The organism is Pseudomonas sp. CP-1, from assembly GCF_021213715.1.
Taxonomy (GTDB): domain Bacteria; phylum Pseudomonadota; class Gammaproteobacteria; order Pseudomonadales; family Pseudomonadaceae; genus Pseudomonas; species Pseudomonas aeruginosa.
Genome location: NZ_JAJQKY010000007.1, coordinates 182,268 through 194,934, shown reverse-complemented (window position 1 = coordinate 194,934; position 12,667 = coordinate 182,268). Strand labels below are relative to the sequence as shown.

12 protein-coding genes are annotated in these 12,667 nt (G+C 56.4%); 7 read left to right on the top strand and 5 right to left on the bottom strand.

Going from position 1 to position 12,667, the window contains the following annotated elements; all coding sequences use genetic code 11:
* Positions 1 to 7: 7 nt before the first annotated feature.
* From LT948_RS16590 to LT948_RS16580, 3 genes are all read right to left on the bottom strand, one after another.
* The gene (locus LT948_RS16590) at positions 8 to 1,054 is read right to left on the bottom strand and encodes a ParM/StbA family protein (RefSeq protein ID WP_225317896.1); all 1,047 of its coding nucleotides are present in this window, start codon (positions 1,052 to 1,054) and stop codon (positions 8 to 10) included.
* A 21-nt stretch (positions 1,055 to 1,075) separates the two neighbouring features.
* The gene (locus LT948_RS16585) at positions 1,076 to 2,089 is read right to left on the bottom strand and encodes a hypothetical protein (RefSeq protein WP_010794288.1); all 1,014 of its coding nucleotides are present in this window, start codon (positions 2,087 to 2,089) and stop codon (positions 1,076 to 1,078) included.
* A gap of 1,184 nt (positions 2,090 to 3,273) precedes the next feature.
* Positions 3,274 to 3,600: a hypothetical protein gene (locus LT948_RS16580; protein WP_010792885.1), complete on the bottom strand. Its 327-nt coding sequence runs from the start codon at positions 3,598 to 3,600 to the stop codon at positions 3,274 to 3,276.
* 448 nt (positions 3,601 to 4,048) lie between these two features.
* On the opposite strand from LT948_RS16580, the gene LT948_RS16575 reads away from it, so the two are divergent.
* The 5 genes from LT948_RS16575 to LT948_RS16555 are packed head-to-tail and all read left to right on the top strand — an operon-like array spanning position 4,049 to position 8,256.
* The gene (locus LT948_RS16575) at positions 4,049 to 4,780 is read left to right on the top strand and encodes a hypothetical protein (protein ID WP_010792884.1); all 732 of its coding nucleotides are present in this window, start codon (positions 4,049 to 4,051) and stop codon (positions 4,778 to 4,780) included.
* The gene (locus LT948_RS16570; protein WP_010792883.1) at positions 4,762 to 6,132 is read left to right on the top strand and encodes a hypothetical protein; all 1,371 of its coding nucleotides are present in this window, start codon (positions 4,762 to 4,764) and stop codon (positions 6,130 to 6,132) included. Before LT948_RS16575 ends, LT948_RS16570 begins: the two co-directional genes overlap by 19 nt.
* Positions 6,125 to 6,442 carry a hypothetical protein gene (locus tag LT948_RS16565; RefSeq protein WP_010792882.1) on the top strand — a complete coding sequence of 106 codons (318 nt, stop codon included), beginning with the start codon at positions 6,125 to 6,127 and terminating at the stop codon, positions 6,440 to 6,442. The genes LT948_RS16570 and LT948_RS16565 overlap by 8 nt, the downstream gene beginning before the upstream one ends.
* The gene (locus LT948_RS16560) at positions 6,435 to 7,010 is read left to right on the top strand and encodes a hypothetical protein (RefSeq protein ID WP_019438444.1); all 576 of its coding nucleotides are present in this window, start codon (positions 6,435 to 6,437) and stop codon (positions 7,008 to 7,010) included. The genes LT948_RS16565 and LT948_RS16560 overlap by 8 nt, the downstream gene beginning before the upstream one ends.
* A 13-nt stretch (positions 7,011 to 7,023) precedes the next feature.
* A complete protein-coding gene (locus tag LT948_RS16555) occupies positions 7,024 to 8,256 on the top strand; it encodes a hypothetical protein (RefSeq protein WP_010792881.1) in 1,233 nt (410 codons plus the stop codon).
* A gap of 53 nt (positions 8,257 to 8,309) precedes the next feature.
* On the opposite strand, the gene LT948_RS16550 is transcribed toward LT948_RS16555, so the two are convergent.
* On the bottom strand, positions 8,310 to 9,839 hold the full coding sequence (locus LT948_RS16550; RefSeq protein WP_019438442.1) for a GGDEF domain-containing response regulator: 1,530 nt from the start codon (positions 9,837 to 9,839) through the stop codon (positions 8,310 to 8,312).
* A 213-nt stretch (positions 9,840 to 10,052) separates the two neighbouring features.
* On the opposite strand from LT948_RS16550, the gene LT948_RS16545 reads away from it, so the two are divergent.
* Positions 10,053 to 11,168 (top strand): hypothetical protein, encoded by a 1,116-nt coding sequence (locus LT948_RS16545; RefSeq protein ID WP_010792879.1) that lies wholly within the window; start codon positions 10,053 to 10,055, stop codon positions 11,166 to 11,168.
* Here the strand turns inward: LT948_RS16545 and LT948_RS16540 are convergent.
* Complete coding sequence (locus LT948_RS16540) at positions 11,138 to 11,947, bottom strand: hypothetical protein (protein ID WP_019438440.1); 810 nt, start codon at positions 11,945 to 11,947, stop codon at positions 11,138 to 11,140. The two genes, LT948_RS16545 and LT948_RS16540, sit on opposite strands and share 31 nt — an antisense overlap.
* Before the next feature lie 112 nt (positions 11,948 to 12,059).
* Between LT948_RS16540 and LT948_RS16535 the strand changes: the two genes are divergently transcribed.
* Positions 12,060 to 12,572, top strand: coding sequence for a hypothetical protein (locus LT948_RS16535; protein ID WP_010792877.1), 513 nt, complete (start codon positions 12,060 to 12,062; stop codon positions 12,570 to 12,572).
* Positions 12,573 to 12,667 lie beyond the last annotated feature (95 nt).

The window sequence follows — 12,667 nt, the reverse complement described above, 5'->3', positions numbered from 1 at the left end:
CTGTGCGTTACCCCTGGCGGATCAAAGCATGCTCTTTGAAATACTGACTGACCATGAAGCGGTAGTACCCGCGGACAATCGACTTGTCAGGGTCTTTTGCGCTGTAGATCGGGCAGGTGATGTGGCGCTTCAAGAGAGTGCGGCCAAGAACGGTAGTTCCACCGCCGGCGGCTACCATCCCTTTCAGGAAATCAGTTGAGCCCCACAACTGCTTGATGAAGCGAGGAATGGTCTGATCGGTGAAAGCCTGGCGTGCGGGAAAGCTGATCGGTTCCATATCGATCTTGGTTCCACGCCAGATGAAGTGGCCTTCCCTCAGCCAGACATCCATCGTGTACTCGTTGATCTGGTTGTCTAATGCGAAGTTTTTCGGAAGCTTCGCTCCCTTCTTCGTGATGAGCTCGTTCAACTGCTCAGGGTTACTCAGAGAGGTGTAGATCGCTTTGTGGATGTCAGAGACTCCACTGGATTCGCCGTATCGGATATCACTGACACGACCATTATTGAACTGCCCACCGTCGATGGTGCCGTAGCCGATATCGATGATGCCGTACTTACCTTTGACCATTTCGTTGGGATCAAGCGGGTTACCATCTTCGTCCTCGAGCTCTGGATCGAACCATGGGCCAGCGAACTGGGGAAGGATCTTGACCAGCTCAGGATGGTAGCCGTCTTCTCGTGCCCACTTTTTCAGATCGGCCTCGAACTCAGCCGCGTGGGTGGCGAAGAATTCGGTCGGCAATCCTGTAGCGATGACCGGGTTCTTGATGTTCGCATCCTTCAGCACCTTCAGAAAGAGCACTCGAATCTCGTCGGATTTGTAGAAGCTCGAGTCTGTGCTTCGAGAGCGCGCACCCTCTTCCCTGCAATCATCACCCACCAGGTAGCGACGACCGTTCTTCGTGGTGAAGACTTCCCGACTGAGGGCTCCACCAAGACTGCTGCCGGCATAGGGTGCAACCAAGGATGGATATTCCCCGCTGGCATCGTTACCGGCCTTGTAGCTCGTCGAGCCGTTGCCCAGATCTATGGCAACCAATTGCTCAAGCTTCATAGACATTAAATCCCCTCATGGTCAAAGCAACGCTTGAAAAAGGCCGCGTAGTGCGAGCCATTCATCCATAGACGCTGCGATAGTTTTTTGTTGCCTAAGGATGCTGCCTGAATGCTTACCCAGGTAGCAGTGAGAGATGACATCACTCGTGATCCACTGCGTCGGCGGCCTCCTCTTCTGACGCCCTATTGCTTCAGCTACCTCACCAGGTGTCGGGTTTCGACCCAACTCTTTAGCCAAGCTCGCTTTCATCTCCGCGCGGAGCATGCTCCGCTTGAACTCTTCGATCGGCTCAGTTTTCCGGGCCCCAGTGACCCGATTAAAAATTCTGACCACCCTGAAGATCGGCTGCGATGGGCCCAGCGGATCACTTTGATCGACATCCTGGCGGCAGATGATCGACCTATATCGTACAGGCTGCCTGGCCTGGTTGAACTCGATTAAGGCCTCCTGAAGTTCTGAGTCGACCAACTCGAAACGGCCAATCAAGGTTTCAAGCTTCATTGGAGCGCTGCCCCCCAGCCGTTCAATCGCACCAACCCAAGCGCTGATCACCGAGCCAAAGCGAACGACGTCGATGTCTAGAGGCATTCCCAACGTATGCGCCCATCGACTCACACGTTCTGAAAAGTGGAGAAGGTCACCCAGGTCGTTGAGAAATTCAGTGGTAAGCCGTTTCCCCAGGAGCGAAGTTAGCAGATCGATTACGTCAGGCTCGGCATCAGGAAGGATGGCCTTTCGGTAGCTCTGCAGTCGCCCCTCAATCCGCTCGTTGCACTTAAGGTAGAGCCGGAGAGAGCCAGACGATTTTCGGGAGGCTCTCCATTTCCAGAATGTGGAGATGGTTCTCCCGTCTTGCTCAATTGGAAAACGTGAAAGAGCGATTTCAAGCTGCATGAGCTTTTCGGTAGCAGACCGGGCTGCGGTACGCAGGGAATTGAGGAGCGCCAGAAATGTCTCTGACCGGCGCCTTACCGAGTGCTCGTACTCATCAACATACCCTTTAGCCAGGGCATCACGGATTTCCTTCTTCAAAAGTCACCCTACTGAATGTTTTCTGTAATTTTCGGAAATTCTGGGCATTTTCTTCTCCCCTTATTCGCCTCTAATCGGCCTTAACCGGCGCAACCATCCTTTTCCCGCCCTAGAACTCCCCCATATCGCCCCGTAAGGCCCATTTCACGCCCTTTTACGCCCGGAATCCGATCTAAATTCCGTTGCCGCAATGAGTCTGAAAATCACCCATAAATGCCCTTAGCCGTCCTTTCTAGGCATCTCCAGGCAAACACCGGCCCTTAAATCCCTTATCCCGCCCCATTACGACATTTATGGCCCCACACGAACGCCTTCGAGAGCCAGAATTTCGCAAAATGACCTCTTCAGTAGGTTTTTTGGGTAAATTAGGCAAGCAATTCACCATTGAAACGGCAGGACGCGGGCCGACTGCGTTCCCCTATTTTTGGTTAAAACCCCGTCTAATGTAATAGTACGGATTTCTTAGGATTTTGCTTCTTCAAGGCACTTGCCCAATTTCCCCAATATGGAACGACTCTCCACCGTCCAGGCTGCTAACCACCTCCACATTTCTCGGCCCACCATGCGGAAACTGCGCAACACCGTTCTCCCTCCTGACGAGGTGTCAGGCAGTGGCAGGCCCTATTGGTACCGAAGCACGCTCGATAACTACCGAGCTGGCTTAGATACGCAGAAAGCCATTGCCCTATACATCACGTGCGTTGTTGACGGGATTGGACTTGGCGGTGACGTGACAACCATGCCGCTATTGAAAGACGTCCACTTAAGGGAGTACCGGCCAGCATCTGGAACCAGGACAGAGCAGTTGATCGAGGTCCTCAATGAGATCCAGAGGGTTAAACCAGCCGCGGTGGTCCTCCCATTTCAGCGGGTGCTGACTCCCCCCGCCGCGGTGGTCACTGATCTGTGTTACGACCTCGGGATTGCCGTCGTACTGCAAGGGAAGGCCTGATGCCGCTTACGGGCGCACGCAGTGGGCTACTTCGTGTAGCCCATTGAGGATGGCCAAGGTCTTGATGCCAAGGCGAGCGCTGGCACGATGGCTTGTTCGGTTAACCGGCGCAGAAGGATTGCTGCCTGCCCTGCTGAGCAGCCTGGTAAGGGGGACGTTCTTGTGGACTTGGCGCTGTCATCAGGGTAGCGCCCAAGCTCCCCTCTATATAGGAAGCAGACCAAGGGCTCACTCAGTGCTTAGTGCTGCCGTTAAAACCCAGTTTCGTACCAGCATCAATTGGCCGCGCACCGCAGTAGATGTTGCGAAGGGCACCAACCAGGTGCTCTCCCCCGCCAGCTCTTTCATTCAGATAAGCAACAATGAGGTCGAGATCTGCTGCATGGGTGTGGTCCATCCAGACCACCTCTGCGCACACGTCGCCATTGTCCTGATAGACCAGAGCGATTATTGACGGGACACCGTCCACGCTTTCCACCAACCAACCCCTCACTCTCTGCGCGCCGAAGGCGTGATGCCCCGCTACAGCCTTCATTGCATCGCTGTGTACACCGATCATCAGTTTTGTACTCCCATTTACACATTCCCGACCTTAACGACGATCGGTGCAATTTCCAGCCAGCAGCTAAAACCAACGTGTCACGCGCTGACGGTTTTCAGGCGCCAAAACCCTGATGAATACTGGCGTTGCGCCATACCATGGCTTTGACCCAGCCCACACAAACTAGGCGCGCATGTCACCAAATCGGCCTCGGACCCGCCTATTTCGCGGGATTTCAGCCACCTTTTTTGGGTTGCCTGTCCTTTTCTTGCCCCATAAAATCGCCGCGAACTACCAGCGGACAATCTGCGGATGGCCACTGGAGTTGGTGCAGTGACAGCTGAAAAAGCTGCACTCACTGTTTGAGGGGGGGGCCAATTGGCAATCAGCCGATTGGAGATTGTTGCGGTGTCGGCTTCCGACACCGCGACGCTTAGGACCGGCTGTTCTTGCCGGAGGAGGGGCCATGCGCTCACAGCGCAATAATTGGCTGACGGGATTGTCACGCGAGGAGTTCGCGCAGCTCGATCCGTGGGAAGTCGTCTGCCATCCCGAGTCAAGACCACAGTGGATCGCTGAGGTTCGTTCAAAGCTGCGCGTCAGCCTGACGGACGACGAGATCCTGTCCATCCTGCAGATCGGGCTCTACAAGGCCGTCGCTTCCGCGATCGAGCTTTATCAAGATGTCGAGCCTCATCAACGTGCTGCCCATATCATCGGCGCGGCTCTCAACTACATACGTTGGGACGGACGCGGGGATGTGCTTGCTGAAGTTCCTGGCAGCTCGGCTATCAATATGGGTGACCTAGTAACCGAACTTGGTCCTCGCTCCCATTCTCTGCAGTCCGACTACATGCTCGCATCTGCACAGTTTTCTGAGGCGTTGGAATACGCACCTCAATTTCTGGCTGATGGGGTCCTTCTACCGGACGAGACGGGCCAAACCTGCCACCAATACATCGAACAGATCCGCCACCTTCTTTCTGCCCGAGAGCACCACATCCTGCGGCTGGCTGTTATTGAGAATCAGGAGTCCGGCGCGATTGCTGAGATCCTGAAGATCTCAAGAAAGCAGACATGGAAGGTACGTCGCGGCCTGAAGCGAAAGCTAGCTGAGATAGCCAGTGAGGCTGGCGCCTCGAAGGAGTTCATCCGAGCGGTTTCGACAGGAGCAGCCGAATGCAGCGCCAGTCAATAACCGAATTCCTCCATGAAAAGGTGTATCCCGAAATAGATGCAGTCTCGGCAGGCTTGCTCGACCACCTGAAGCCGACAAAGCTTCAGACCTCAGGGACATACCGGATGCTCTGCCCGGCCTGCGGAATGCATGAGGCCTTCCATCATCCTGGAACCCACTTGATCCATTGTCCGCGTAAGAAGAACTGTGGCGAGTCGACGTCGCTGTGGGACGTGATGGAGAAATCGGGCTACTCGAGGAAGGAGATCGTAGAGCGCCTATGCGAACTGGCCCGAGTTGACCCCCCTTCGAACAAAAATCCTGAAGGTCGTATCAATGGCTCCCCTGCCCCCCTCTCCCCAGGGCGCGCCATTATCCAAGCGACCCAAATCCTGGCCCGCAAGTATCCGGACCTTCTTCAGCAGCTGCAGACGGATCGTGGTTACAACGATGAGCAGATGGCGACGATGCGACTTGGCGTCTATTCGTCCCCCGAAGAGGTTCTGGCTTTACTCGAGGAGCGCGGTATCTCCCGGGAAGTAGCCATCGCCAAGGGATACATCTTGGTCGAGGAGAACAACCCTTCGAAGTACCGGCGAACGATGAACAATCGTGTCATCGGTTACTGGCCGCATCCTGATGGGGACGTTCGTCTCTGGGGACGCCTGCCTTCCGGCAAAGGCGATCGATGGAACAAGAAGTATATGTTCGCCGACTCGCTCAAGAAGGACACCCCGTATCTGTTCAGCATGAGGAAGCCCGGTCCCCTAATTGCTGTTGAGGGTACTTTCGATGGCTGGTCGATCCAGTTCATGGGGTTCTGGGGTACCGCTATTGGGCAGGCTTCCATCAATGCTGGTCAGGCGGCCTTCCTCGCAGGTGAAGGTGTCACCGAGGTGGCACATATGGTGGACGGCGACATCGCGGGTTATGAAGGCGGAATCGTCTCGATCAGAAACTGCGAACCTGCTGGCATCGTCACAGCCATCGTCCCGCTTGGCCAAGGCATGGATGACCCTGATGCACTCCGAAAAGCTGGACGCACCGCCGAGTTCGAGAAGCTCATTGCCTCCAGGATGAACGCAGGCGAGTTCCTGGCTCGCATGTGCCACACCTATGCATCGGAATCTCCCCCGAACATTTCCGGCATTCGAAAGATCCACGCGATCGTTCCCATGCTTACCCCAGTTTCAACAAAGCACTGGAAGGACTGGAGCCAAACCTTAGGAGTCAGTGAGCCTAAGGACGTCGCCTCGGTGCGCCTCCTCTCCTCACTGGTCGATGGTGGCTTTGATCTCGACGAGGCTCTTGCCTTGGTCCTCAAACGCACAGGCTTCCGCATCACGCTCACACAGGAAACCGTCAATGGCTGAAGGAAAAGCAAGCAGCCCTGTTCGTCAGATCCTCACGTTGATCCTCTCGGTCACGCTGGTCCTTTACATCGGCAAGATCTACCTCCGTACGCCGGAGTATCGACACATCGAGGTCTGCTACCTGCCCCACAAGGCTGCCCATCTCTTCTGGGTTGATGTGTGGGGCGCTTTGGTGCCTGACGACACCGCCTCATATCTCAAGCACTCACGCGACCTTGAGGAATTCTTCAACTCCTGCGTCCAGCGCACTGCGCACTGGACCTGGCTCCGGTCTTTTGGCCCAAGCAACCAAGGTGACAACAATGGCTGATGAACGCAGCAATGAAGCTCTACACCCGACCAAAGAGGTTCGGATCACTGGCGAACGATCTGCAACCCTGGTGGGCATGGCAATCCAAGCCTCCCGCGTTGATACCACGATCCTCCAGATGAAAATGGCCGGCTCACCTGAGACTCGGCGCCGAGCAAATGAGGCTGCGGACCGATTCGAGCGCGCCTTGAACGCGTTCGATGCCGAAATGCGAGAGGTGAACAAAGACCTGAACCTCAACCGGAACGGCGGCGGGCAGTCCGCTCGATCCGCGCAACAGTCTGGCCAATCGAAGCAAGCCCCTAAACCTGTCCTCCAGAAAGCGAAAAAGGGTGGAGAGCAACAAGCTCAAGCCCAGGGCACCGCCAAGGCAACTCAGACCGGTCAGCAGAAGCAAGGCAGCAACGCCAAACCTCAGGGTCAGCAACAGAAGACCGCCGCCGGCCAGAAACCTAATGGCAAACCTCAACAGCCAGCGGGCGCGGCTTCCAAGCCACAGAAACCTACTGCACCAGCGGTGAAGGAAGCTACTCCGGCTCCGGAAGCAGCCGCTGAAGCCCAGGCATAAGAAAGGAGGGATGATGAGCAGTCTCAGCAATTTAAAGGAGGCAACCCGGCTGCTGCCGGGTTGGGTACCTCCGTTCCTTTTGTCGTGCCTGGTAGTTGGTCTGTATGTACTGGCCGTGTTCACTTATAAGGACAGACCGAGTGATCTCGTAGAGACGGCAACGACGGCTGCCATCGTCCTCTCCATCGTGATTGCTTTCGCTTTCCTGGTGTCGGCGATTGTTAAAGCCGATCCCGGGAAGCTGGGGAAGTCGATGAGCGATGGTTTCGCTCGCGGCCTTCACTTCGTTTGGGCAACAGCATCAGCAGGACTGGCAACCTACGTAGGCGCAGCTGGCATTTACAGAGCGGTGACAGACAACCTGGGTTTCAGCATCTCTGCCCTCCTGGTTGCTGCCCTGCTGGGAGGCGCCTATTGGGCTACGTCCTCCAAGAAAGAGACCAAGCCAGAAACCACGGACCCGATTTCCGGGATGTCTAAAGCACTTGCTCTCCCTGAAACGTTCGCGCAGACGCCAGCCCAACGGCCGGCCTTTCAGGTGACAATGGCTGATACAACACGCTTGGCCATACACCAAGCCGCACGGATCATCGCTTACAAAGGCAGCAATTGCCTGATCGATGGCAGTTTCTACGCAGACCTCGATCTCAATGCCCGTACCGCCAAGATCTTCTCGGACATGAACCTGATTGCTACTGGCCAATTCATCAATTGGCGCATGCACATGCTTCTGATTGGTAGCGCAGCAGAACAGGTCATCCGCGGCACCGCAAGCGAAGCAGCCTTCGATGACCTGCAGTCGTTCGACGACCTTGCTTCGAAGTTCTTGATGTTGGGCGACGGCCGCCATGCGTTCTACAGGCCAGCAAATGATGCCGAAGCAACGCTGAAGGCTTCACGCCTGGCGATGATCCGCAAGAACGTATGGTCGCGTTGCATGGCTGCCGTTGAGATGAACAAAGAGGCCATTATCCAACTCGTACGCCTGATGCGTATTCAGCCTTGCCTCACCCATGGAGACATCAAACACCTGCTTGAGAAGGTCGAGATGCCGCTTGATTTCCCCATAGCGGAGTTCGATACCGACGAGATGATGGAGCGCGCGCTGCTCGGGCTCGTCCATGAGGCCGAACCTGTGGAAGAGGATGATCACTCCCAAACATCGTCCCTGGACGAACAACCGCCAAGCACCCGACCGGACAATGTGCGGGAGTTTCAGCCGCGCAACACCACACTCCAGGCCTGAAGACTGGAAACCAAAAGCCCCGCAGAGTGCGGGGCTTTCATTTTGCGGATAAGTTATCCAAGCAAGGCGATCTCAACACGATCTCGCCCACTCCGTTTCGCACTGTAGAGCGCTTCATCGGCGGCACGGTGCGCTTCCTTCACGCTTACATTCAGAATCGCAACACCGGCACTGAACGAGCAACTGAACGAGGTCCCATCTTCGGACTGGAACTGAATCGCGGTAAAGATGGACCGCAGCCGATCCACAACCATTTTCGCCTGGCTTGGATTGGCACCTACCATGACAATGCCGAATTCCTCTCCCCCAAGCCGCCCGACATAGTCATCAGTCCGCAGCGAATCGGTGAGCACCTCGGCCAGGCCAACCAGCACCCTATCCCCCACTGGATGGCCAAAGGTATCGTTGACCGACTTGAAATGATCGATGTCGATCAGAACCAACGAACTTGGCGGGCCTTCGGCAAGAACAGTCGCGGCGGACGCCATAAATTGGCCGTGATTCAGGAGGTTCGTCAGGGGGTCTCTTCTCATCCTGGACTCCAATCCCTTGGACCTGCTGATTATCGACTTCAACGCCTTGATGAAGGCTCCTCGCTTCAGAGGTTTCTGGACGAAGCCGTCCGCCCCTCGGGACAAGGCGAGCAGTTGCTTCTCGGCGTTGGACTCCCGGCTCAGGAAAATAATGGGAATGGTGGCGTCCCTGTCCTGCCTGATGATCGAGGCAACGACGTCCCCGTTCGCCTCCGGCATGTGGAAGTCAGTCACCAAAACATCAGGTCGGAATCGGGATAGAGCTTCCAGCACTTGGCTTGGATGCTGGATGTGCTCAACGATCAGGCCTTCCTCGGTGAGGAATTTCCGGGCGAGGTAGGCATCGGTCCTGGAGTCATCCAGAAGCAGCACCCGATACCCTTCGATCTCGATGTCACGATTTCGGCTCCGGAATAGGGAGCGCAAGTTGCGGATGTCATCATCGAGTCCCAGGATACGAACTTGTCCGAGCTCCGTGGCTGTCCGACGCTGCTCGAATGTCAGAGGGCAGGACTCCACGACAAGCACGACCAGGGCATCAGACTCAGAGGTCATCACGATCTTGGAGATGAAGGGGATGGCCTCTGGATCGTTGAGCACTCCGTCACCGACGATGAGCATACTGGAGCGGCGAATTCCGGCCTCATCTTCGGGGTTGAAGGGGATCTGGTGGCAGAGCGTGATGACCTTCGCCCCCATACCTTGGAGGCCACGAGCTAACTCTTGCGCCCTGACCCCAAAGCCAGGGACGAATAGCGCCACCGGCCCTGACGTTTCAGCGGCTGCGTCATTCACTCGCCGGCTTGCGGATTGAAGCTCTTCCATCATGCGATCGACCTCAGAAAATACGGCCTCAGTCAACGAGGGCGCCTTACGGATTGCGGTGAGGACGTCTTGTACTCCAGTGACATAGCTGCCATCGACGTCTCTCAGAATGTGGGTTGCGGAAGCTAGGAGTTGGATAAACGCATCGCGGTGACGAAGGCTTGGCCTCGGCCGCACTTGTACCCACCAGGTTGTTTGCAAAGCGTGGTTTACAGAACTGATCATTGGGGAGGATCTCCTCACCCTAATAGTGTCCTTTGGGTGCCCCTTTTCCGCTGCCCGCGAATTCGCGTGGGAAGGAATTTCCTCTGCTGACGAATCCCTACACCATCCCGGCGGTGCAGGTCGGAATCCGTCCTGAGGGCTGTTCAAGGTCAGAGACAGGTTCTGGCACAGCGCCCGTCCCTGGAATATGGAGGCTACATAGGAGACAACAGCATGTACCCAATCAACCGTGATGCACTGGTCTGCCCGATGCACCTTCGTACCGCCCGGCTGCGCCTCAAAGGGATGTGGAAGGATTCTGACGAAGCAACCAATGACGTAGTACGTGCCCTAGAGGCTGGCTGGTTTCTGATCCCAGCTGGACGTGAGGGTAACTACACCAAACGGCAGTTTGAGGCCTTTGATAAGTGCTTCGCCGCGGCCCCCTGGGTGAAGCAGATCCAACATGAGGCTGGAGATTTTGACGAGAGGTTGCGGGCCCGCCTCGGTGCCAGATTTGAACGTCTGTTTTCAGGTGGACGGAAGCTGACTTCTCCCCTCACCCAGGCACTTGCCCTCCCCCATCGGGTCGCGCGACTACCGCTGAGCTTCGAGGCCGGCGCATTCGGCCCCGAGCTTCTGGTTTCATGCCTTGAGGATACCCAGAAGGTGTGCCTGCGGATTCAAGACGAAATGCAAGGTCTTGAGCCGGATTGGGTCCTGGCTGAATCCGTAGACGTGGGCGCCCTTGTTGAACACCTGAACCGGGCTAAGTGCGTCCACCTCCTGATACCGATTCTGGTGGCTACCAGCCCCAGCTACCTCCCCAGGGAGCAACAAGGATGGCTTTGGCAGGTCCAGGTCGGGAATCTTACCGTTACCGAATATCTGGACAGGATCGCGAGACGAGACCAGGAACATACCGACCACGTTTGTGAGTCGTGGAGGAGGCGATTCGCACAAATTCGCACCCTAGCTTCGGTTCTGGAGAGCCTTCCGTCTTACCACCAGGCGACTATTACCCGGCGTCTCCAGTCGGCTGATTGGAGATTCAGGGCGAAACGTTGGCAGGGAAGCTTGGTAATTGATCTCGGTGACCTTCATGAGGTCGGTGCGAGGCACCAGCTGCGCGATGGTTTCGAGTTGGTGAACTTCGTTTTGGCCCTGGACCAGGCCCTCGAACGGGCGGAACCGTGCTGGGACTCGTATCACCGAGGCGAACACAGCGCATTTGCCCAAGTCGAGCGAATGAGGGAGGAGATGGCCCAGGAAGGCCCGCCGCGGGGCCTAGGAGACGTTTTCAGGTCGAACCAATCGTCTCAGCTGGAATCGCCGTTAAGGGCCCTATAGGCGGCCAAAGCCGCCATCATGACAAGGACCGCCGGCCCGATGATGTGCAGATGCTTAGCGATGAAGGTGACAACTCCCCACCGGATGGGACGTCGACGCGCATCATCAAGAGCGTTTTGAAGGCTACTGCAGCGATTCGCCAGCGTGCTGATCTCGTGGCACAGACCACGTACGTGGCTGTCTTGGTGCTTGAGATAGTCGGCCATTCCCAGTTCTTGAATGTTCTGTTTCCAGGTCTCGACAAGGATGAGGTCACCGGCGCGCACCGGTCGCGATCTACCGTTCTCATGCTTCCCATCGTAATAATCGAACTGGAGACCGATCTGCTCGTAGAACCGGTTTCTGCGCACGTGATTGGACTCGTATGCTTGGGCATCGCTCAACCTGATGGGGTTAACCTGTGCATCTGGAAATTGGTGCAGGAACTGCACCACTCGCCACATGAGATAGGTCCCCAAACGGTGCCCTTGGAGGGCATCAGGCGTTACCGTGATGAACCCACGGTTGAAGCCGTCGCTGGCTCCGATCGACACCGTGTTCATGCTCCTGTTCACACCTGCAGCCAGGCTCCCCTTACCAGTCAAGGCATGGCTGCTGCCTGAGGCTGTGTACTCGATTCGGAAACCTGCCTCGTGCGGGGTGATCACTTCAGTACAGGTCACGAAGACCTTTGCGACCTCACACTCCGGCGCATTTCTGCTGCCGATGACCAAGACAGTGGAACTGACTCGCGGGTGACGGCTGACTGCCGGCCATGAGTTGATTTCTTGCTCCAGCACGGGTGCATGGTTCCCTAGGTTGTGGGGGGAGATGGATCTACACAGAGGGTGATTCTGGCACGCAGAGACGCCATTGAGGATGTAGATGCCATAAACCACAAAGGCATCTCACATGGAAACAACCATCAACAACCTCAAAGCCATCTCTGCTGCCCGCATACGGCTGAAGGACCTGCACACTCACGAAGATGGTGAGGGCGAAAATCTGGCTTGGTCCTGCATCGTATTCCTCAAGGGGAAGCGGTTGGGGAGCGTTCAGGACCCGGGTGAAGAAAAGCCCCTGTCGATCGAGATCGACTCCATCCAGCAAGTGGCAATGGTAAAGACGTTGAAGGAGCACGGGTATCAGCTCAACCTCGAGGCTGCTTCTCGGATCGACGCCAGCGATACCCACGAATTCCTGGAGCAGGCTCTACCGCAAATGGCTGACGAGGTGGAGTGGTTCAACAAGGCGAAGCCGCTCTTGAAGTCCAACACCTTGTTCCGCATCCGAGGTGACGAGGAAGGAACGTTCCGTCTGATCCTCGCGTTGTACAACGAGAAGACGGAGCACGCCCTCCAATCGCGGTTCGGCGATCAGCTTGAGGCTGTCCTGAACAACCAGTTGAAGGGGATCACGCTGTAGTGTGGGCTGGGCGGGCCTCCAATACGATTGTTGGGCACCGAAGACCAGTATTGGCGACCCGCCTGGCCCAGATACTCGCAATGCCCGGCTTCTGG

Coding starts and splice junctions, on each gene's coding strand:
- LT948_RS16565 (WP_010792882.1), top strand. CDS start 6,125: ATGGCTGAAGGAAAAGCAAGCAGCCCTGTTCGTCAGATCCTCACGTTG.
- LT948_RS16535 (WP_010792877.1), top strand. CDS start 12,060: ATGGAAACAACCATCAACAACCTCAAAGCCATCTCTGCTGCCCGCATA.
- LT948_RS16590 (WP_225317896.1), bottom strand. CDS start 1,054: ATGAAGCTTGAGCAATTGGTTGCCATAGATCTGGGCAACGGCTCGACG.
- LT948_RS16570 (WP_010792883.1), top strand. CDS start 4,762: ATGCAGCGCCAGTCAATAACCGAATTCCTCCATGAAAAGGTGTATCCC.
- LT948_RS16545 (WP_010792879.1), top strand. CDS start 10,053: ATGTACCCAATCAACCGTGATGCACTGGTCTGCCCGATGCACCTTCGT.
- LT948_RS16555 (WP_010792881.1), top strand. CDS start 7,024: ATGAGCAGTCTCAGCAATTTAAAGGAGGCAACCCGGCTGCTGCCGGGT.
- LT948_RS16580 (WP_010792885.1), bottom strand. CDS start 3,600: ATGATCGGTGTACACAGCGATGCAATGAAGGCTGTAGCGGGGCATCAC.
- LT948_RS16550 (WP_019438442.1), bottom strand. CDS start 9,839: ATGATCAGTTCTGTAAACCACGCTTTGCAAACAACCTGGTGGGTACAA.
- LT948_RS16575 (WP_010792884.1), top strand. CDS start 4,049: ATGCGCTCACAGCGCAATAATTGGCTGACGGGATTGTCACGCGAGGAG.
- LT948_RS16560 (WP_019438444.1), top strand. CDS start 6,435: ATGGCTGATGAACGCAGCAATGAAGCTCTACACCCGACCAAAGAGGTT.